The 20,643-nt window shown below is 71.5% G+C and carries 18 protein-coding genes; 12 read left to right on the top strand and 6 right to left on the bottom strand.

Translation table 11 applies throughout. The features are described from left to right. The first annotated feature begins 10 nt into the window (after nt 1-10). The 9 genes from murG to IG98_RS0111490 all read left to right on the top strand — a co-directional run bounded on the left by murG (nt 11) and on the right by IG98_RS0111490 (nt 9,436). Nucleotides 11-1,099, top strand: coding sequence for an undecaprenyldiphospho-muramoylpentapeptide beta-N-acetylglucosaminyltransferase (gene murG / locus IG98_RS0111535; protein ID WP_030909838.1), 1,089 nt, complete (start codon nt 11-13; stop codon nt 1,097-1,099). A gap of 116 nt (nt 1,100-1,215) precedes the next feature. Next, nucleotides 1,216-2,622: a UDP-N-acetylmuramate--L-alanine ligase gene (gene murC / locus IG98_RS0111525; protein ID WP_030909835.1), complete on the top strand. Its 1,407-nt coding sequence runs from the start codon at nt 1,216-1,218 to the stop codon at nt 2,620-2,622. 49 nt (nt 2,623-2,671) lie between these two features. Continuing rightward, nucleotides 2,672-3,331, top strand: coding sequence for a cell division protein FtsQ/DivIB (locus IG98_RS0111520; RefSeq protein WP_245651517.1), 660 nt, complete (start codon nt 2,672-2,674; stop codon nt 3,329-3,331). A gap of 225 nt (nt 3,332-3,556) precedes the next feature. Then, on the top strand, nt 3,557-4,930 hold the full coding sequence (gene ftsZ, locus IG98_RS0111515; RefSeq protein ID WP_030909828.1) for a cell division protein FtsZ: 1,374 nt from the start codon (nt 3,557-3,559) through the stop codon (nt 4,928-4,930). 91 nt (nt 4,931-5,021) lie between these two features. After that, nucleotides 5,022-5,726 (top strand): YggS family pyridoxal phosphate-dependent enzyme, encoded by a 705-nt coding sequence (locus tag IG98_RS0111510; RefSeq protein WP_030909824.1) that lies wholly within the window; start codon nt 5,022-5,024, stop codon nt 5,724-5,726. Between the two features lie 119 nt (nt 5,727-5,845). Then, nucleotides 5,846-6,349 (top strand): cell division protein SepF, encoded by a 504-nt coding sequence (locus tag IG98_RS0111505; RefSeq protein WP_030909821.1) that lies wholly within the window; start codon nt 5,846-5,848, stop codon nt 6,347-6,349. Nucleotides 6,350-6,431: 82 nt separating this feature from the next. Further along, on the top strand, nt 6,432-6,719 hold the full coding sequence (locus tag IG98_RS0111500; protein ID WP_030909817.1) for a YggT family protein: 288 nt from the start codon (nt 6,432-6,434) through the stop codon (nt 6,717-6,719). 49 nt (nt 6,720-6,768) lie between these two features. Next, a complete protein-coding gene (locus tag IG98_RS0111495) occupies nt 6,769-7,629 on the top strand; it encodes a DivIVA domain-containing protein (protein ID WP_030909814.1) in 861 nt (286 codons plus the stop codon). Between the two features lie 43 nt (nt 7,630-7,672). Further along, the gene (locus tag IG98_RS0111490; protein WP_030909810.1) at nt 7,673-9,436 is read left to right on the top strand and encodes a hypothetical protein; all 1,764 of its coding nucleotides are present in this window, start codon (nt 7,673-7,675) and stop codon (nt 9,434-9,436) included. Between the two features lie 229 nt (nt 9,437-9,665). Here IG98_RS0111490 and ileS read toward each other — a convergent pair whose 3' ends face one another. After that, entirely contained in the window at nt 9,666-12,824 is a 3,159-nt protein-coding gene (ileS, locus tag IG98_RS0111485; RefSeq protein WP_030909807.1) for an isoleucine--tRNA ligase, read from the bottom strand. 471 nt (nt 12,825-13,295) lie between these two features. Here ileS and IG98_RS0111480 point away from each other — a divergent pair, with 471 nt between their 5' ends. From IG98_RS0111480 to IG98_RS0111470, 3 genes are read left to right on the top strand one after another with little or no spacing between them, the layout of a single operon-like run. Beyond that, entirely contained in the window at nt 13,296-13,703 is a 408-nt protein-coding gene (locus tag IG98_RS0111480) for a TraR/DksA family transcriptional regulator (protein WP_030909803.1), read from the top strand. Then, the gene (locus tag IG98_RS0111475) at nt 13,667-14,293 is read left to right on the top strand and encodes a signal peptidase II (protein ID WP_245651508.1); all 627 of its coding nucleotides are present in this window, start codon (nt 13,667-13,669) and stop codon (nt 14,291-14,293) included. The genes IG98_RS0111480 and IG98_RS0111475 overlap by 37 nt, the downstream gene beginning before the upstream one ends. Beyond that, nucleotides 14,286-15,215, top strand: a complete 930-nt coding sequence (locus IG98_RS0111470; RefSeq protein ID WP_030909797.1) for an RluA family pseudouridine synthase — start codon at nt 14,286-14,288, stop codon at nt 15,213-15,215. Before IG98_RS0111475 ends, IG98_RS0111470 begins: the two co-directional genes overlap by 8 nt. Nucleotides 15,216-15,331: 116 nt before the next feature. Here the strand turns inward: IG98_RS0111470 and IG98_RS52460 are convergent, their stop codons facing one another. From IG98_RS52460 to IG98_RS0111445, 5 genes are read right to left on the bottom strand one after another with little or no spacing between them, the layout of a single operon-like run. Further along, a complete protein-coding gene (locus tag IG98_RS52460) occupies nt 15,332-16,840 on the bottom strand; it encodes a serine/threonine-protein kinase (protein ID WP_051752003.1) in 1,509 nt (502 codons plus the stop codon). Between the two features lie 60 nt (nt 16,841-16,900). After that, entirely contained in the window at nt 16,901-17,212 is a 312-nt protein-coding gene (locus IG98_RS0111460; RefSeq protein WP_030909791.1) for an AzlD domain-containing protein, read from the bottom strand. Next, nucleotides 17,209-17,889, bottom strand: a complete 681-nt coding sequence (locus tag IG98_RS0111455; RefSeq protein WP_030909788.1) for an AzlC family ABC transporter permease — start codon at nt 17,887-17,889, stop codon at nt 17,209-17,211. Before IG98_RS0111455 ends, IG98_RS0111460 begins: the two co-directional genes overlap by 4 nt. A gap of 23 nt (nt 17,890-17,912) precedes the next feature. Next, nucleotides 17,913-18,746, bottom strand: a complete 834-nt coding sequence (locus IG98_RS0111450; protein WP_030909784.1) for an AraC family transcriptional regulator — start codon at nt 18,744-18,746, stop codon at nt 17,913-17,915. Continuing rightward, on the bottom strand, nt 18,743-20,626 hold the full coding sequence (locus tag IG98_RS0111445; RefSeq protein ID WP_030909780.1) for a serine/threonine-protein kinase: 1,884 nt from the start codon (nt 20,624-20,626) through the stop codon (nt 18,743-18,745). Before IG98_RS0111445 ends, IG98_RS0111450 begins: the two co-directional genes overlap by 4 nt. Between the last annotated feature and the right edge of the window lie 17 nt (nt 20,627-20,643).

The raw sequence follows: 20,643 nt of genomic DNA, 5'->3' as shown, positions 1-20,643 counted from the left end.
AAGGACCGACATGAGGGTGGTCCTCGCCGGCGGCGGGACGGCTGGTCATATCGAACCGGCGCTGGCTCTGGCCGACGCGCTGCGCCAACTCGACCCCAACATCGGGATCACCTGCCTCGGCACCGAGCGAGGTCTGGAGACCAGGCTGGTTCCGGCCAGGGGGTACGAACTGCAACTGGTGCCCGCGGTGCCGCTGCCCCGGACACTGACCCCCCAGCTGCTGAGCGTGCCGGGCCGTCTGGCGGGCGCCATCAGCGCGGCCGCCGCCATCATGGACCGGGTCCAGGCCGACGTCCTGGTCGGCTTCGGCGGCTACGTGGCGACCCCCGCCTACCTGGCGGCGCGGCGGCGTGGCGTGCCGATCGTGGTCCACGAGGCCAACCCGCGCCCCGGCCTGGCCAACCGGCTGGGCGCGCGCCTCACCGAGCACGTGTTCACCGGCCACCCGGACACGCCGCTGAACCAGGCCGAGTACATCGGCATCCCGTTGCGACGGGAGATCGTCAACCTCGACCGGCTGTCCATGGGCGACAAGGCCAGGTCCTGGTTCGGCCTGGAGGCCGACCTGCCCACGCTGCTGGTCACCGGCGGCTCCCAGGGGGCCCGCTCGCTCAACCAGGCGGCCCTGGCCGCGGCCCCCGCGCTGCGCCGGGCCGGAGTGCAGGTGCTGCACGTCATCGGCCCGAAGAACACGCTGGAGCAGGAACCGCCACCCGGCGACCCGCAGTACGTCGTGCTGCAGTACGTCGACCGGATGGACCTGGCCTACGCCGCCGCCGACTTCGCCCTGTGCCGCAGCGGCGCGATGACCTGCGCCGAGCTGACCGCGGTGGGCCTGCCGGCCGCGTACATCCCGCTGCCGCACGGCAACGGCGAGCAGCGGCTCAACGCCACGCCGATCGTGCGGGGCGGCGGCGGCCTGATGATCGATGACGCGGAGCTGTCAGCGGAGTGGATCATCCAGAACGTGCTGCCCATCCTGTCCGACCCCGAACGTGTGGTCACCATGTCCGAGGCGGCGTCTCAGATGGGCAGGAAGGACGCCGACGTGACACTGGCGCGCAGGGTGCTGCAGATCGCGGCGCGGGGGAGAGGCTGAATGGGCGCGGAGCGGATCCGACGCGGTGAGCGCGGGGCTGCCCGTGCTCACCTCCGGCGGCAGGGCCGGGCGGGACGAGAGCGTCCGCGTGGCGAACGAGGAGGGGTGAGCGGCCGATGAGCCTGGTCAAGCTGGTGGATCCGGTTGCGGCCGGAGATCTGGGACGGGTCCACTTCATCGGGATCGGTGGTTCTGGGATGTCCGGAATCGCGCGCATCCTGCTTAAACGGGGCGTGCAGGTCTCCGGCAGCGACGCGCGGGGGTCGGACATGGCGACCGAGCTGCGGGAGCTGGGGGCCAGGGTGCACATCGGCCACGCCGCCTCGCACATCAAGCAGGTCGACACCGTCGTGGTCTCCACCGCGATCCGCGACTCCAACCCCGAGCTGGGCGAGGCGCTCCGTCAGGGCCTGCGGGTCATCCCCAGGGCCGCCGCGCTCGCCTCCGTCATGGCGGGCAGGACCGGCGTCGCGCTGGCCGGCACCCACGGCAAGACCACCACGACCTCGATGCTCACCGTGGCGCTGCAGAAGTGCGGCGCCGACCCCTCGTACTGTGTGGGCGGTCAGCTGGTGACGACGGGGCTGGGCGCCGACGAGGGCTCGGGCGGGGTGTTCGTCGCCGAGGCCGACGAGAGCGACGGCTCCTTCCTCATGCTGGCCCCCGACATCGCCGTGGTGACCAACGTCGAGCCGGACCATCTGGACAACTACGGTGATCCGCGTGCGGTTCACGATAGCTTCGCCCGGTTCGTGGAGCGCGTCGCCGACACCATGGTCGTCTGTGCCGACGATCCCGGCTCCGCCGCGCTGATCCCGATCGCCCGCGCCCGCGGCCTGAAGGTGATCACGTACGGTGAGACGGAGGACGCCGACCTGCGGGTGGGCGGGATCTCTCCCGAGGGGCTGGGCATCACCTTCACGGTCCACGGGCACGGGGAGGTCAGGCTCGCGGTCCCGGGCCGCCACAACGCGCTCAACGCGGCCGCGGTCATCGCGGTGGCGGGAGAGCTGGGCGTCTCCTTCGGTGAGATCCGTGATGGTCTGGCGGCCTTCACCGGCGCCAAGCGCCGTTTCGAGGCCAAGGGTGAGGCGGGCGGGGTGGCGGTCTTCGACAGCTACGCCCACCACCCGACCGAGCTGGCCGCCGACCTGCGCGCGGCGCGGGACGTGGTGGCGTCCTTCTCCGGAGACGGCAGGGTCATCGCGGTCTTCCAACCGCATCTGTACTCACGCACCAGGTTCTTCGCCGACGAGTTCGGCATCGCGCTCGGGCTGGCCGACGAGGCCATCGTCCTGGACGTCTACGGCGCCCGCGAGGACCCCGAGCCCGGCGTGTCGGGGGCGCTGGTGGCGGGCAAGGTGCCGCTGCCCGCAGAACAGGTGGCCTACGCCCCTCAGCGGGACGACGTGCCGGCCCTGGTCGCGAGCCTGGCCAGGCCGGGGGACATCGTCCTGACCATGGGCGCGGGCGACGTGACCGAGCTGGGTCCCAGGATCGTGGCGGAGCTGGCCGCGCGGTGACCCATGCCAGCGGGCGCGGGTCGCCGGAGGGGGAGTGGCATTGAACGGCGTGTGGCGGTCGGCCTTCCTGGCCCTGCTCACCGCGGGAGTGGTGGGCATCGCCGCGTGGCTGGTGTTCTTCTCCCCGGTGCTCGGGGTCCGGGAGATCCAGGTGGTGGGCAACGCGGGCCTGTCCACCGAGGAGATCCGGCGGGTGGCGCAGGTGGCCGACGGCAAGCCCCTCGCCACGGTCGACCTGGCCGAGGTGGAGGACCGGATCGGCAAGATCACCCAGATCGAGTCGGTGACGGTCAGCCGCGCCTGGCCGGGGACCCTGCGGGTGAAGGTCGTGGAGCGCAGGCCGGTGGCGGTGGTGCCGGTCGGCGGCCGGTCGGCACTGATGGACCGGCACGGGATGGTCACCGAGGTCAAGGACGTCGCGCCCCCGGCACTGCCGGTGCTGCGGGTGGACCGGCCGGGGCCGGGCGACCCGGCGACGGCGGCGGCGCTCACGGTCATCGCCGCGCTGCCGGAGAATCTGGCCCGCCGGGTCGCGGAGGTGCTCGCGCCGTCGGCCGAGACGGTCTCGCTGCGGCTGAAGGACGGCCGCGCGATCGTGTGGGGTGGCGGAGACCGTCCCGCGGACAAGGCGCGGATCCTTGTTACGCTGCTCAGACGTCCGGCCGACACCTATGACGTCAGTTCGCCTGACGTCGTGACGGTTAAGTGATCTCATCGGATGGCGGACGTTCCCGGAAAAGGACGGCCCGCGACACGCTGGACGTGCTTGCGGCGCGGTTAGTTGACCCGCCAGGAGCGTAACTCCTACTGTCCGTATCACTCCTCAGGTTGACATAAAGCTAAATCTCAACTTGAGGGTGAGGGTTTTGGAAACGACGGCACGGGCCCCGTGCCGCATGAAATTGCAAGTCAACGAGCGGAAAGGCCCCTCGTCGTGGCAGCACCGCAGAACTACCTCGCGGTCATCAAGGTTGTAGGAATCGGCGGAGGCGGAGTCAACGCCGTCAACCGGATGATCGAGGAGGGACTCAAGGGCGTCGAGTTCATCGCCATCAATACCGACGCCCAGGCGCTGCTGATGAGTGACGCCGACGTCAAGCTCGACGTCGGGCGCGAACTCACTCGCGGCCTCGGCGCGGGAGCCAATCCCGAAGTCGGGCGCAAGGCGGCCGAGGACCACCGTGAGGAGATCGAAGAGGTCCTCAAGGGCGCCGACATGGTTTTCGTCACGGCAGGTGAGGGCGGTGGCACGGGCACCGGAGGCGCCCCGGTGGTGGCCAACATCGCCCGCACCCTGGGCGCGCTGACCATCGGTGTCGTGACCCGGCCCTTCAGCTTCGAGGGGCGGCGCAGGGCGATGCAGGCCGACGCCGGCATCGAGACCCTCCGTGAGGAGGTCGACACCCTCATCGTGATCCCGAACGACCGGCTGCTGTCGATCTCCGACCGGCAGGTGAGCGTGCTGGACGCCTTCAAGGCGGCGGACCAGGTGCTGCTCTCCGGTGTCCAGGGCATCACCGACCTGATCACCACGCCCGGACTGATCAACCTCGACTTCGCCGATGTGAAATCGGTCATGTCCGGTGCGGGCTCGGCCCTGATGGGCATCGGCCACGCGCGCGGCGACGACCGTTCGGTCGCGGCGGCCGAGATGGCCGTGTCCAGCCCGCTGCTGGAGGCCAGCATCGACGGCGCGCACGGCGTGCTGCTCTCGATCGCCGGCGGCTCCGACCTAGGCCTGTTCGAGATCAACGAGGCGGCCCAGCTCGTCTCCACCGCCGCGGCACCGGACGCCAACATCATCTTCGGTACGGTCATCGACGACGCCCTCGGCGACGAGGTGCGCGTCACCGTGATCGCGGCCGGTTTCGACGAGCCCGCTCCCGAGCCCAAGCAACTGCCGCAGCCGGCGTCCCGCCCGCAGCCCGCCTCGCGTCCCGCCCCGCCGCCCTCGGCGGCCGCCCCGGTCCGCCCGCTGGCGCCCACGGTCAAGGCGGAGCCCCGCCCCGAGCCCCGTCCGGAGCCCAGGGTGGAGCACGCGCCGCCCTCGCCGGTGCGGCAGGTCGTCACCCCGCAGGCGGAGCCGACGCCTTCGCCCCAGCAGATCCACCCGGTACAGCCGGTGGAGCACGCCGAACCGCACCGCGTGGAGGAGCCGCACTCCTCTCCGCTGTCGATCCCGCGCCCGGCCCCCGAGCCCTCGCAGCCGACGCCGATCTCCGCGCGGGTCACCGACCCCGTCCGGCGGCGCCCGGTGATCTTCGAGGAGCAGGAAGAGGAGCTGGACGTTCCCGACTTCCTGAAGTGACATTGCTCACGGTGGGGGTGGGTGAAGAGCCACCCGGCCGTGCCGGGAAGAATGGGCTCCGCCGGTTTGCCAGTGTCCGAGCGGCGGAGATGTGACGGAAACAACACGACGAGACGAGATCGCGGCCGGGCTGGCCCGGGTCGAGGCGGAGATCGCCGAAGCCTGCCGGGCCGCCGGCCGCAGCCGCGAGGAGCTGACGCTCATCGCGGTGAGCAAGACCTACCCCGCCTCCGACGTACGGCTGCTGGCCGGACTCGGGATCACCGACGTCGGGGAGAACCGCGACCAGGAGGCTTCGGTCAAGGCGCGCGAATGCGCCGACCTCGGCCTGCGGTGGCACTTCGTCGGCCAGTTACAGACCAACAAGGTCCGCTCGGTGGTCGGCTACGCGGACGTCGTCCACTCGGTCGACCGGCCGCGCCTGGTCACCGCCCTCAGCAGGGAGGCGCTCGGGGTGGGGCGCCGGATCACCTGCCTGGTACAGGTCGCGCTCGACGGTGACCCCGCCAGGGGCGGTGTGGTACCGCGGCAGGCCGAGGCGCTGGCGGACACCGTCGCCGGAGCGCCGGGGCTTGAGCTGGGCGGGGTGATGGCGGTCGCGCCGCTGGGGGAGGAACCGGGCAGGGCGTTCGCGAGGCTGAGGGAGATCGCACGGTCCGTCCAGGACGCCCACCCGGGCGCCGACGTCATCTCGGCGGGGATGAGCGGGGATATGTCCCAGGCCATTGCCAACGGTGCGACACACCTGCGTGTTGGTACGGCGTTGCTCGGTCGCAGGAAGCCCTTCGTCAGGTAATGTCCCTTCAAGTGGACCTTGGCGTCCGCGTACCCGGACAGCGGTCGAACGGTGGTGAGCTCAAGGCGGTCGGGCTGGCCCCTCGGGCACATCGAAGTAAGACGGAGGAAGAAGTAGCGATGGCCGGCGCGATGCGCAAGATGGCGGTCTACCTCGGTCTTGTTGAGGACGACCGCTACGAGAGATACGACAGCTACCCCGACGACGAGTACGAGGAGTTCGACGACACGCGCCGGGAGGGCGACGAGCGCCCTGGCACGGTCCACGAGCTCTCGGACGACACCGACCCGGGTGTGCCCGCTCCGCGGCCCGCGACGGCTGTCCTGGAGCGCCGTACGACCGATCTGGCGCGCATCACCACCCTTCATCCCCGCACGTACAACGAGGCGCGGACCATCGGTGAGCACTTCCGTGACGGTACCCCGGTCATCATGAACCTGACCGAGATGGTTGACAGTGACGCAAAGCGGCTCGTTGATTTCGCGGCAGGTCTCGTCTTTGGCCTACATGGCAGCATTGAACGTGTTACCAACAAGGTGTTCCTGTTGTCCCCAGCCAATGTCGAGGTGACCGCCGAGGACAAGGCTCGAATCGCGGAACGCGGATTCTTCAACCAGAGCTAGAGTTCCACCATGAACAGTGACCGGCCCGACGGGTCCCGATGGGACGAAGGACGGCAGAGCGGAGTGGAGGCGAGGACGGACCGTGGGGATCGTTAGCGGGATCTTGGTCTTCGTCCTGTCCATCTACCTCGTTCTGCTGATCGGCAGAATGATCTTTGAGACGGTGCAGGCGTTCGCACGTCAGTGGCGCCCCACCGGCATCGTTCTGGTGCTGGCGGAAGCCGTATACACGGTGACCGACCCGCCTCTCAAGTTCCTCCGCCGTTTCATTCCACCACTCCGGTTGGGTACGGTGGCCTTTGACCTAAGCTTCACAGTGCTGTTCATTGTGGTCTTGGTCTTGATCCAACTCGTGTCCGCGCTTCGTTGATCGGGTACCGTCCCCCCGGACAGACTCCAAGCGCGCCAAGGAGACCGAAATGCCGCTGACTCCCGCCGATGTGCGGAACAAGCAATTCAGTACGACCCGCCTTCGGCCGGGTTACGACGAGGAAGAGGTAGATGCCTTCCTCGATGAGGTCGAGTCCGAGTTGGACCGTCTCATTCAGGAGAACGAGGAGCTCCGCGCCAAGCTGGCGGAGTGCCTGCGGGGCAAGGTCCCCGGCGGGATGGGCATGGCCATGGCGCCCGCCCCCATCGCCGAGCCCAAGCCCGAGATGATGATGCAGCAGCCGGAGCCGATGCGTGCTCCCGAGCCGGTGCAGCAGCATCAGCAGCCCGTTCCCGTCGGAATGGGAATGCCTCCGGCCGAGGACAACATGGACACCGCGGCCCGGGTGCTCGCCCTCGCGCAGCAGACCGCGGACCAGGCCATCGCCGACGCCCGCCGGGAGGCGGACGAGACGGTGACCAGGGCGCGCCGCGAGGCCGACGACATCCTCGGCAAGGCACGTCGCCAGGCCGAGCAGGTCATCGGTGACGCGCGTGCCCGAGCCGAGACGCTGGAGCGCGACGCGCAGGAGCGGCACCGCCAGGCCATGGGCTCGCTGGTGCAGACCCGTGACGAGCTCGAGCGCAAGGTCGAGGAGCTCCGCAGCTTCGAGCGGGAGTACCGTAGTCGCCTGAAACTGTATCTGGAGAACCAGCTGGCCGAGCTCAACGTGGCTGCCGAGGGCAGCGGCGGGTTCCCGATCGTGAGCGGGCCTCCGGCCATGTCCCACGCGGTGGCCCCGGGCGGTCAGCCGACGCTCCAGAGCGCGCCCAACCCGTTCGGCGGCGACCCGTCGCAGCATTCGGGCGCCTTCCAGGGCGTTGACGGTCCTCACAACGACCGCCGCTAAGGTGTCGGGTCACCCCCTTTGACCCGCATCCGGGAGTTTTTCTGTGATCCTTATCAGCGCCGGTTTGGTACTCACGGCCATCGTCCTGCTCATCGTGGGGATCGTGCTGGCCAAACCGTTTCTGGTCATGTGGTCGATCGCGGTCAGCGTGCTGTCCGCCGTCTTCCTGGTGATCGGGGCGTTGCTGCGGCGCCACGAGCTGTTCCCCGGCGGGCAGGCCGGGGCCGCTCAGCCCCTTCCCGAGAAGGGACCGATGCCGGCCGGGCCCGTCCCCGCGCCGCACGGTGTGCCGAACCAGCCTCCCGTGCCACCGCACATGATGGCGCAGCACGGGATGCGGCAGCAGATGCCCGTGGCCCCGACCCAGCCGAGACGAGGCCCGGTGGCCGGGCCGGCCACCGCCACCGCCGCGAGGCGGGGCGCCCTGGACGCCGAGGCGATCGTGCTGGTCATCCCCGGCCGCAAGCGCTATCACGTCGCGGGGTGCCGCCAGCTGGCCGGCCGGGATCATGAGGAACTCACCCACGAGGAGGCTCGTGAGGAGGGTTTCACACCCTGTACCAGCTGCCTGCCGGAATCCACCGCTGGAAACAGGCCGTACCAGACCCCGCCCGGGGTGCGGGAGCCCGCCGAGCCCCTGAGCGCCTCCCCGGAGTCAGGCCCCGCAGGCGGCGCCGGCGAGCCCGGCCCGCACGAGGCCACCGCCAGGTTCACCGCCCCGTACCGTCCCGCGCGGCCCGCGGCCCCCGCCGGAGGGCAGCAGGCCCCTGGAGCGCGGCCCGAGCCCCAGCCAAGGCCGGAGAACCCCGCTGCCGGGCGGGAGAGCGCCGTGTCCCGGCAGGAGCCCCCGCAGGAGCCCGTCGTCCCGGTCGCCCGGCCCTACGTTCACTCCTCCGAACCTCAGGTGCGGCCCCAGGAGCCCGTGAGCCCCCCGCTCCGCGCGGCGGAGTCCCCGACCCCCTCGGTGCCGATCCGGCTGCCGAAGGTCCCCGAGATCCCGCACGCCGACTCCGAGGCCACCAGCTGGTTCAGCCGCGACATGGTCGTCCAGGCGTCCAAGCCGGAGACCCCGGTGGCTCCGGCCAGGCCCGAGCCCGAGGCGGCGGAGCCCGTCAAGCCCGGAGCGGCCGTGGGCGGCACCTCCGCGAGCAGGGGAGAGGCGCCGGAGAGCGCCAAGCCGGAAACCGGCGAGACCGAGCGCACCGGCCCGGGGGCCGTCGAGCCCGAGCCCGCCGTGGCCCCGGTCACGGCGTCCGAGCCCGCCGCCTCCGAGGACGCCAAGACCGAAGCCGTCAAGACCGAGGCCGTCAAGACCGGGGCACAGGCGAAGGCCGAGGTCGACGGGCGAGACTCCGCCCCGTCGGAGCCGTCCCCCTCGGGCAGGTCCGGAGCGGCCGGCTCCGGCTCCGCGGAGCCGGAGAGGTCCGGGGAGCCGGGCCCCCGGGAGAAGCCGGATTCCGGGCACCAGGCCACCGCCGATGGCACCGGACCTGAGCCGGTGGAGCCGGCCGAGACCGCACCCGGGCGCGCCGGGCAGGTAACGGCCGACTCCACCTCGGTGGAGCCCGCAGCCGATCCCTCTCCCGAGGACCAGGACGCCGACAACGCCCCCGGGGCCGGGGAACAGCAGGCGGGCGATGGAACCGTCATGGTCATCATCGGCACCCGTCGCTTTCACGACCCTGCCTGCCCTCTGATCAAGGGTGCGGGCGACAGCGGCACCGAGGTCGTCTCCCTGGTCGAGGCCGAGGGAGCCGGCCTGGTCAACTGCTCGATCTGCCTGAACGACCACCGGGACCAGAGCTGACACCTGGCGTGACCACGGCCCGCCTCGCGCACCGTTCACCACGAGGAGGCGGGCCTGTCGAGGTGCCCGCGGGCCGCCGACGAAGCGCCGGGTCCGCGGCTCCCGTACGGTGACGGTCCTCTCCGGACCGCGGCGGACGCCGGGTCGGTCGCTCGGGCCCCCGCTGTGAACCGGGACGGCCGGGCTCCCAGAGGGCCCGGCCGTCCCGTGACGCCGGAACGCTCCGCCGTCAGGCCGTGGCCGTCGCGCGGCGGAGCTGGAAGGTCAGGCCCAGCTCGGCGTCGCTGTGGGTGGGAAGGCCGTCGGTGCCGCCCTCGGTGAGGGAGACGGCGAGGACCTCGTCGGCCACCGCACGGCCCTGGGTCCGCAGGGCCTCGGCCAGGTCGGCGTCACCGGTGGACCACCACACGTCGATCCGGTCGGAGATCGACAGGCCGGTGGACTTGCGGGTGTCCTGGAGCAGGCGGATGACGTCGCGGATCAGGCCGGCGCGGCGCAGCTCGTCGGTGATGGTCAGGTCGAGGGCGACGGTCTCGCCGGAGGCGGCCTCCACCGCCCAGCCGGACCTGGGCTGCTCAGTGACGATCACATCGTCGGCGCCGATCTCCACCGCGCCCAGCTCTCCCGCGTCAACCGAGACCGGCGAGCCGGTACGGAGCGCGCGGGCGAGTTCCGCGGGCTCGGCGGCGGTGACGGCCGCGGCGACCAGTTTGGTCTGCGAGCCGAACCGCTTGCCCAGCGCCCGGAAGTTGGGCTTGACCGTGAAGGAGACCAGGTCCGCCCCGATCCCGGACAGGTCCTCCAGGCCCTTGACGTTGAGCTCGTCGGCGATCAGTTCGCGCAGCTCGGGCGGGAGCGTGGCCCAGCCGGGGGCGCCGACCAGGGCACGACCGAGTGGCTGGCGGGTCTTCACCCCGCTGGAGGCGCGGGCCGAGCGGCCCAGCTCCACCAGGCGGCGGACCAGGGCCATCCGCTCCGACAGCTTCTCGTCCAGCAACTCGCCGTTGACCTCGGGCCAGCCGGCCAGGTGGACCGAGGCGGGGGCGTCGGTGTCGCGGAGCACGTCCCAGACGTAGTCGGTGGTGAACGGCACCACCGGTGCCATCAGCCGGGTGACGGTCTCCAGGCACTCGTAGAGCGTGGCGAACGCCGCGGCGTCACCGGCCCAGAAACGGCGGCGGGAGCGTCGCACGTACCAGTTGGACAGATCGTCGAGGAACTCCGAAAGCCGCCGCCCGACGCGGGCGGTGTCGAAGACGTCCATCGACGCGGTGACCTCGGCCACCGTCCGGTGCAGCTCGGCGAGGGCCCAGCGGTCGATCAACGGACGCTCGGTGTACGCGGGAGCCTCGGCGAGCCGGGAGGGCGACCAGGACTCGGCGCCTGCGTACAGGGTGAAGAAGGAGGCGGTGTTCCAGTAGGTGAGCAGGACCTTGCGGACGATCTCCTCAAGGGCGCCGTGCCCGACCCTGCGAGCCGCCCACGGTGAGCCGGAGCAGGCCATGTACCAGCGCAGCGCGTCGGCGCCGTGCTGGTCCATCAGCGGCATCGGCTGGAGCACGTTGCCCAGGTGCTTGCTCATCTTGCGGCCGTCCTCGGCCAGGATCAGGCCGAGGCAGAGCACGTTCTCGTACGAGGACCGGTCGAAGACGAGCGTGCCGACCGCCATCAGCGAGTAGAACCAGCCACGGGTCTGGTCGGTGGCCTCGCAGATGAACTGCGCCGGGTAGGCCTTCTCGAGCATCTCCTCGTTGCGGTACGGCGCTCCCCACTGGGCGAACGGCATCGAGCCCGAGTCGTACCAGGCGTCGATCACGTCGGGCACCCGCCGGGCCTCGGCCCCGCAGGTGGGGCAGGGCAGCGTGACGTCGTCCACGTAGGGGCGGTGCGGGTCGAGCGCGGAGACGTCCCGGCCGGACAGTCGGCTCAGCTCCTCCAGCGAGCCGACGCACGTGACGTGCGACTCGTCGGCGGTGCAGATCCACAGCGGCAGCGGGGTGCCCCAGTAACGCGAGCGTGACAGCGACCAGTCGACGTTGTTGCGCAGCCACTCGCCGAAGCGGCCCCATTTGATCGTCTCGGGGTACCAGTTGGTCTTCTCGTTCTCGGCGAGGAGCCGGTCCTTGATCGCGGTGGTGCGGATGTACCAGGCCGGCAGGGCGTAGTAGAGCAGCGCGGTGTGGCAGCGCCAGCAGTGCGGGTAGCTGTGTTCGAAGTGGCTGCCCCGATACAGCAGGCCGCGCGCCCGCAGGTCGGCGGTGAGCCCCTCGTCGGCGTCCTTGAAGAACCGGCCACCGACCTGGGGGACGCTGTCGAGGAACCGGCCGTCGGGGCCGATCGGGTTGACCACGGGCAGCCCGTACCGCTTGCAGGTCGTCATGTCGTCGGCGCCGAAGGCGGGTGCCTGGTGGACCAGGCCGGTACCGTCCTCGGTGGTGACGTAGTAGCCGAGCACCACGTAGTGCGCGCCGGGGATGTCGACCAGGTCGAAGGGGCGCGAGTAGGTGGTGTGCTCCAGGTCGGCGCCCTGGAAGGAGGCCAGGACCTCGGCCCCCTCGCCCAGCGCGGAGACGACCAGCGGCTCGGCCACCACCAGGACCTCGTCGGACCCCGCGGGGCGCGCCGCGACATAGGTCACGTCGGGGTGTACGGCCACCGCGGTGTTGGAGACCAGCGTCCAGGGCGTGGTGGTCCAGATCAGCAGCGAGGCGCCGAGGTCGGCCAGCGGTCCCGAGGTGGCGGGCATGCGGACGTAGACCGACGGGCTGGTGACGGTCTCGTAGCCGCCGGGCTGGCCCAGCTCGTGGTCGGACAGGCCGGTGCCGCAGCGGGGACAGTACGGGGTGATGCGGAAGTCACGGGAGAGCAGATCCTTGTCGAAGATGACCTTGAGCGACCACCAGACGGACTCCACGTAGGCCGGGTCCATCGTGCGATAGGCCGCCGACAGGTCGATCCAGTACCCCATCCGCTCGGTCATTTCCTCGAAGGCGTCCACGTGCCGCAGCACCGACTCGCGGCACTTGGCGTTGAACTCGGCGACGCCGTACGCCTCGATGTCCTTCTTGCCGGTGAGACCGAGGGATTTCTCGACGGCGACCTCGACGGGTAGCCCGTGGCAGTCCCAGCCCGCCTTGCGGGGCACGCTGTAGCCCTGCATCGACTTGTAGCGGGGGAAGACGTCCTTGAAGACGCGGGCCTCGACGTGGTGGACGCCCGGCATGCCGTTGGCGGTGGGCGGGCCCTCGTAGAAGACCCAGGTGGGGCCGCCGGTGTTCTGCTCGACCGAGCGTTCGAAGATCTTGCCGTCCCGCCAGCGGTCGAGGACCTCGTGCTCAAGCGCGGGAAGATCGACCTGCGCAGGAAGAGAGCGGAAATAGGCGGACATGATGGGCTGGACCTCCACGCTGGAATCGGCTGTGGCGTGGAGGGACGAGGCTGTTGGGGCCCCGCGGTACCACCCTCCTTGGCCTTCGCGTGCGAGAAGGCCCTCTTCCTTTGGCCTGCTGCCGGGTCTACTGGGCCGTCACGGCCGTTCTTCCGGCGGCTCCGGGGTGATCTTCCCTCCGCGCCTCGCCCCGGGCTCGCACCGTCCCCGGGTCGCTCGTGCGAGGGGGTGCGGAGGTCGCTGTCCCCATCAACGCCGTGCAGGCTCAAACGATAACGCACCCGCCTGCCGGAAGCTTCCCTATATCAGAGACGGCTGGGGGGAATCAGAGGGAAGCGACCGGATGTTACTGGATTGGCAAACATTGCGGCGGGTCGTTTGCCGTTCTGTTATGAGGGACCTAAGCTGCCCGCACCGTTTACCACATTGGATACGGTCCGATCGAGCAAGGAGGTCGCCATGGCCGCGACCGTGCGCGCAGACAACAGCGCGGCAGTGCCGTCATCCGACGGTGCCGTCGTCACCTGGTCGGCCAAGGAACTCGCGGAGGTCCGCGACCGACTGGTCGCGGAGAGCCGCGAGCTCACGAAGGAGATCGCCAAGGCCGAGATCGAGATCGCGTCAAGCGACGTTACCGACGGTGCGGGCGACGACCAGGCCGACGCCGGAGCGCGGACGTATGAACGTGAGCGCGAAATCGCCCTTACCCTGAACTCGCGCGACCTGGTCGCGCAGAACGAGCGAGCGATCGCCCGGATCGACGCGGGGACCTACGGAGTGTGCGAATCGTGCCATCAGCCGATCGGAAAGGAGCGCCTTCAGGCGTTTCCGAGGGCGACGCTGTGCGTGGCCTGCAAGCAGCGGGAGGAGCGCCGCTGACCGGCGACATCGAGAACGGGGCGGCCCCCGCCGCCCCGCTCGCGGCGCGGCGGATCGCCGTGCTCGCGGTGATCGTCCCCATCGTCTACGCCCTCGATCTCGCCACGAAGACCCTCGTGCTGAAGACCCTGGAGGGCAGGGAACCCGTCGTGGTCATCCCCGGCCTGCTCCAGTTCCGGGTGATCTTCAATTCCGGGGCGGCCTTCGGCCTCGGCACCGGGATGACGATCATCTTCACCTGTGTCGCGGCCACCGTCGTGGTGGCGATCCTGCGTACCGCGCGCAACCTGCGCAGCCTGCCCTGGGCGATCACGCTGAGCCTGCTGCTCAGCGGGGCGCTGGGCAACCTCACCGACCGGATCTTCCGCTGGCCCTCGGGCTTCGGCTCCGGCAGGTCCGCACCGCTGCAGGGGCACGTGGTCGACTTCGTGGAGACCTTCCCCGGCTACTTCCCGATCTGGAACGTCGCCGACTCGGCGATCGTCTGCGGCGGCATCCTGGCGGTCTTCCTCGCCTGGCGGGGCTACCAGATCGACGGCACGCGCGACACGGGAGCCGAGAAGGAAGCGAAGGAGAACGCCAATGGCTGACCGGCGGAGTCTCCCCGTCCCCGACGGTCTGGAGGGCGAGCGTCTCGACGCCGCCCTGTCACGCCTGTTCGGCCTCTCCCGCACCCGGGCGGCCGAGCTGATCGTCGCCGGCGACGTCCTGGTGGACGGCTCGACCGGGGCCAAGTCCGACCGGCTCCACGGGGGTTCCTGGCTGGAGGTCACCCTCCCGCCGCCGCCCACCGCGCCGATGCCGGTGGCGGAACCCGTGCCCGGCATGCTCATCGTGTACGAGGACGACGACATCGTCGTCGTCAACAAGCCTGTCGGCGTGGCCGCCCATCCGACCACCGGCTGGACCGGACCCACCGTGATCGGCGGCCTGCTCGGCGCCGGCCACCGGGTGGCCACCAGCGGCGCGGCGGAGCGCCAGGGCATCGTGCACCGGCTGGACGCCAACACCACCGGCGCGATGGTCGTCGCCAAGAGCGAGCACGCCTACTCCCACCTGAAGCGGGCCTTCAAGGAGCGCACGGTCGACAAGCGCTACCACGCGCTGGTCCAGGGCCACCCCGACCCGCACCGCGGCACCGTGGACGCGCCGATCGACCGCCACCCCGTCGGGGACGGCCGCTGGGCGGTCGTGGCGGGGGGCAAGGAGTCGGTCACCCACTACGACACGATCGAGGCGTTCCGCGCGGCGTCGCTGCTGGACATCAAGCTGGAGACGGGCCGGACCCACCAGATCCGGGTCCACATGTCGGCGCTGCGCCACCCGTGCGTCGGCGACATGCTGTACGGGGCCGACCCGACCCTGGCCGCGCGGCTAGGAGTGAGCAGGCAGTGGCTGCACGCGGTCTCCCTGGCCTTCGAGCACCCCGCCACCGGCGAGTGGGTCTCCTTCACCACCGCCTACCCCGACGACCTGGCCCACGCCCTGGAGGTCGTCGCCGCCGAGTCCTAGCGTGGCCCGTCGCTCCCCCGCGGCCGGACCCGGTCCTTGCGCGGCGGGCGTGCCCTCGCGCCGGTGGCCCCTCGGCGCGTCCGGCCGTTGCCGGCCTCCCCGCTTCCGGTGGGTTCTCAGGTGCTGCCCCGGGCGCCCGGGTCGAGGGCGACCGCCCCGGCGTCGGGGGCGATCTGGTCGGGGGAGTCGCCCTGCTGGCCCCGGCCCGGCGCGTCGCCCTGGCCCGAGCCCTCCTCGGCCCCCTCGCCCTCGTCGTCCTGTCCCTGGTCGTCCTGTCCCTGGTCGCCGGGGGAGGGCTTCTCGGGCTGCTCGGAATCGTCCTGCGACGGCTTGCCTGACGGTTTCCCCGAAGGTTCACCCGTCGGCTTGTCCGACGGTCTGTCCCGAGGGGCGGGGTCGCCGGCCCCCGACCTCTCGGGGGCCGGGCGGGTGGAGGCGCCGCGGTCTCCGGTGCCGTCGTCGTCCCTGGCGGGGGCGTTCTGTGCGGGGACCTTCGCCCGCTCGGTCTTGGCGGTCGGCTTATCCTTCCCGGAGGGCACACTCGCCGGGGTCGGTGGCCTCACCGGGTTCTGGTCGGCGGAGTTGGTGGCGACCCACGCCATCCCGGCCGAGGTCAGGGCGACGGCGAACGCCATCGCGACCATCGCCGCGATCGCCGGGCGTCGTCGCCTTCCCGGGGCGGCCACCGGGCCGGGTTCGGGCTCCGGTCGCCCGGTTTTGGCCGAGGCGGTGGGCGCGCCCGTGAGAGCGGGGGCCGGCACGGGGACCGCCGGAGGCAGCTCGATCGGCATGGTCGGCTGCGGGGCGGTACCGTTCACCAGCGAGGTGAGGTGGACCTGCACCTCCTGGGCCGACATGCGTTGCGCGGGATCCTTGCGGAGCAGACCGAAGATCACGGGAGCGAGCGGCCCGGCGAACCGTAGCGGCGGGGGCTCCTGGTGCATGACGGCACTGAGCGTCGCCAGCGGGTGGGCGCGCTCGAAGGGGGAGCGTCCCTCGACCGCCATGTGCAGCGTCACGCCGAGCGACCACAGGTCGGAGGCGAACTCGGCGGGTCCGCCACTCGCCCGCTCGGGCGCGATGAACGCCGGGGTACCGATGAGCGAGCCGGTCCTGGTGATCGACGAGTCGCCCTCCAGGACGGCGATGCCGAAGTCGGTGAGCACGGCCCGCCCGTCCTTGGAGAGCAGGACGTTGTCCGGCTTCACGTCCCGGTGCAGGACGCCCGCGTGATGGGCGGCGAGCAGCGCGCCCAGCACCTCCAGCCCGATCCGCGCCACCCGCGCCGGCGGCAGCGGCCCGTCCTCCCTGATCACCGCTCCGAGCGTGCGGGAGTCGACCAGTTGCATGACGATCCAGGGGCGCCCGTGCTCCTCGATCACGTCGTACACCGTGGCGACCCCCGGATGCCCGATCCGCCCGGCGGCCCGGGCCTCCCTGAGCGTCCGTACGGTGAAGACCTCGCGCTCGGGACCGGTGAGGTCGGGGGAGGGGATGACCTCCTTGACCGCCACATCGCGGCCCAGCACCTCGTCCCGTGCTCGCCAGACCGTCCCCATGCCTCCTCGGCCGATATGTTCGAGCAGGCGGTAGCGGGCTCCGATGATTCCCTGAGAATCGGTCATGCGCCGACGCCTACCCAGGATTAATCCTGACATTCAGGATTAGCTACGCAGTTCACCTTCTCAGTTCAGCAGGTGGCGCAGCGCGGCGGTGACGACGGCCGCCGCCGCGAGGACCACCAGGAACGGGGCGCGCAGCAGCAGCGCCAGCACGGCCGCGCCCATCCCCGCGGTGCGCGGCCAGTCCAGGTGCAGCGCCTGCCCGTGCCCGAAGGTCTGCACCGCGATCAGCGCCGCCAGCAGGGCCACCGGGACCAGCGTCGCGAAGCGCTGCACCCCCGGGTGGTCGAGGATCCGGCGCGGTGCCGACAGCCCGGCGAGCTTCAGCGCGTAGCAGGCCGCGCAGGTGGCGACGATCGCCCACCAGAGAGTCACCTGGGCCTCCTCAGAATCACCGCGAGCACGGCCACGGACGCGAGCAGTACGGGCACACCCGGCGGGGTGAACGGGGTCGCGGCCAGCGCGATCACCGCGCCGCAGCCCGCGATCAGCCGCAGCGCGCGGGCCTCGGGGCCGCTCCCGGTGAGCCGGGGCCACAGGATGGCCAGGAACGTCGCGGGACCGACCGCGTCCAGGCCGAACACCGCGGGGTCGGCCACCCAGGAGGTGCCCAGCGCGCCGAGGAGGGTGGTGGCGTTCCAGGTCAGGTAGAGGCTGACGAAGGTGACCAGGAACGCGGTCCTGGACGACTCCTGGTCCGGCTGGGCCAGGGCGACCGCGGTCGTCTCGTCGATCACGCCCTGGGCCGTCAGCGGCCTGCGCCAGCCCCGGATGTCGAGCACGCCGGCCATGCGCAGGCCGTACAGGCTGTTGCGGGCGCCCAGCAGCATCGCGCCGGCCGTGCCCGCGACCAGGTTGCCGCCGCCCGCGACGACTCCGACCAGGGCGAACTGCGAGGCGCCGGTGAAGGCGAACAGGCTCAGCGCGCACGCCTGCGCGACGCTCAGCCCCGCGGTGACCGCCGCGGCGCCGAAGGCGACTCCGGACAGTCCGACGGCTATCCCCACGCCCAGTCCGTCTCTTGTCGCGGAGGAGCGAGTGGTTGTTTCCATGGAAAGGGAGCTTATGTCTGTTTTTAACGTCCGGTCTTGTACGTTCCTGCACGCTGGTACGCGGCGGGGGGAACGCCCACCATCCGTTTGAAGTGCCTGCTCAGGTGGGCCTGGTCGGTGAACCCCACGTCCCCGGCGACCCGTGCGGGAGGCGTGCCCGCCTGGAGGAGCCGCCGGGCACGCATGATCCGCAACGTGTTCAGGTAGGCGTGCGGGGGCAGCCCGGTGGCCGCCTTGAAGGCCCGGATCAGCGCGAACGGCCTGGCGCCGACAGCCCGTGCCAGGTCCTCGATCGTGGGCGGGTCGACCATCCGCTCGTGCAGGATCTCCCTGGCGCGCCGCACCGCCGGGTCCTGGTCGCAGGAGCGCACCTCCGTAGGAGAGCGGGCGGCGTGCCGCCGGAGCAGGGCGGCGAAGGCGGTGCGGGCCAGCGTCGAGGAGGCGAGGTCGTCGCCGTGCTCCGCGGCCTGGTGCGCGGCCCGCAGCAGCTCGACGGTGGGCCGGTGGTAGGTGACGGTCTCGGGGAAGCAGGGGGTGCCGCGCCCGGTCAGCACCTCGGCGGCGATCCCGGAGACGAACTCGACGGACGGGTAGAGAACCCGGTAGCTCCATCCCTCGGGGACGCCCGCGCAGCCGTCGTGCACCTCCTGGGGGTTGAGCGTGCTCAGGCTGCCCGCGCCCACGCGGTGGCGGGCGCCCCGATAGTCGAACTCCTCCACCCCGGAAAGGACCAGCGCGATCGCGTAGCTTTCGTGCGCGTGCAGAGTGAAGCGGTGGGTCACGTATCTGGCCTTGAGCAGTTCCACCCCGGGCAGTCCCGGGCTGCGCCAGAAGCGCGCCCTCTCCGGCGCGCTCATGAGCGGAAGGTCCTGGTGAAGTCGTCGAAGAGGGAGCGATCCCACTCCGACTCCGGGCTCTCCCAGTAGATCGCGTACGGCCGGTCGGCGAGGGTGCGGAAGCCCCGGTCCAGGACGTGCGTGCGTACCCCGTTCTTGAGGTAGGTGAACTCCCAGTCGGCGGCGGGCACTCCCCGGTATCTCAGCGAGGTGATGCCGATCCGCTCGTAGCCCGGCCAGACGTTGTCGGCCGTCCCGGCCCGCTCCACCTTCTCCCAGTGCTTGACCGGGTCCTTCTCCGGGTCGTCCGTCGACTCGATCCACAGGAAACCGCTCGCCCCGGGGGCGCGGAACTCCACCCGGTCACGGCCGGGGAAGCGCTTGAACGTCCAGCCCTTGGGCACCGCGACGGAGAAGCCCATCGGGTCGCGGTGCCACCGCCAGCCCATGGGAACCGTCCGGCTCGGACGCGGGGTCGCCGTCGGGGTGGGGACCTGGGGCGTTTCGGGCGGGGCGCTGCCGGTGATCGGGGCGGTGGCCGTCGGCAGGCCGGGACCGGTGTCGGCCGTGGTGTTCTGGGCCCGCACGACCAGCCACCCGCCGATCCCGACCGCCACCACGAGCACCGGGATCCCGGCCAGGAGCGCCAGCCGCCCCGCTCCGGTCCGTCGCGCGGGCTCGCCTCCGGTGCCGGTGGGCTGTTCCCGCGTCGGCCAGGACCCCGGATGTGGGTGTTCGTGGCCGTACGCCCCCTGGTCGGGATGCGTGTGCTCGGCACGATAGGCGGCCGGGGGCTGGGAGCGCTGCTCGGGACGCGTGTGTCCGGCCGCGTACGGAGAGTCCTCGAGGCGGGTGTGCGCGGGTGGGTACGGGGGCTGCTCGGAGGCGCCCGAGGGGTTTCGGTAACCCGGCTGCCACCCGCTCCGCGCCGCGTCCGGGTGCGGCTGTCCCGCGTACGACGGGTCGGCGTGCGGCGGGTTGGGGTGAGCTTCGGGGGAGCGCCGCGACTGCTGTCCGGGATACGGCTCCCATCCCGAGAGGGGCCCTGGGAGGGGCCCTGAGAGGGGTCCCGAGGAGCCCTGTGAGGACGCGGGACCGGAGGAGGCGCGGTTGAGCAGGGCCTCGGCCTGGTCGGGCGCCATCCGGGCGGCCGGATCCCTGGCCATCAGGCCGAGGATCGCCATCGCCAGGGGACCCGGGTGGGTCATGGGGCTCGGCTCGCCGTGCAGGACGGCCATCATGGTGGCGGCGGCCGTGGGCCGCTCGAACGGGGGTCGGCCCTCGACCGCCGCGTACAGCGTCGCTCCGAGCGACCACAGGTCCGACTCGGGAGTGGCGGGCAGCCCGTGCAGCCGCTCGGGGGGCAGGAACGCCGGGGTGCCGACCATCCCGCCGGTGCGGGTGATACCGGTCTCCTGCGTCATGGAGGCGATGCCGAAGTCGGTCAGCACCACCCGGCCGTCGTCGGCCAGCAGCACGTTCTCCGGTTTGACGTCGCGGTGCAGCACCCCCGCGGCGTGCGCGGCCCGCAGCGCGCCCAGCACGTGCAGTCCCACCGAGGCCACCCGCTCGGGCGGGAGGGGACCGTGGGCGCGGACGATCTCCCCCAGCGACCGGGACCTGACCAGCTGCATGACGATCCAGGGACGCCCCTCCTCCTCGACCACGTCGTGCACGATGATCACGGATGGGTGGTCGAGACGCCCGGCGGTCCTGGCCTCGCGGATCGTGCGCCGGTTCAGGTCGGCGCGGGCGGCCTCGTCGGCCCCCCGATGACGGACCTCCTTGACGGCCACGACCCGGTCGAGGAGCTCGTCATGGGCTCGCCAGACGATGCCCATGCCGCCCTCGCCGATGTGTTCGAGCAACCGGTAGCGGCCCGCCACCTTTCGCTCCGTCATCTCCCCCGCCTCCCTCC

It is taken from the genome of Streptosporangium amethystogenes (genome assembly GCF_000721075.1).
In the GTDB taxonomy this organism is placed as follows: Bacteria; Actinomycetota; Actinomycetes; order Streptosporangiales; family Streptosporangiaceae; genus Streptosporangium; species Streptosporangium amethystogenes.
Note: the sequence above shows the minus strand (reverse complement) of the source record. Positions and strands in the feature narration are given on the sequence as shown.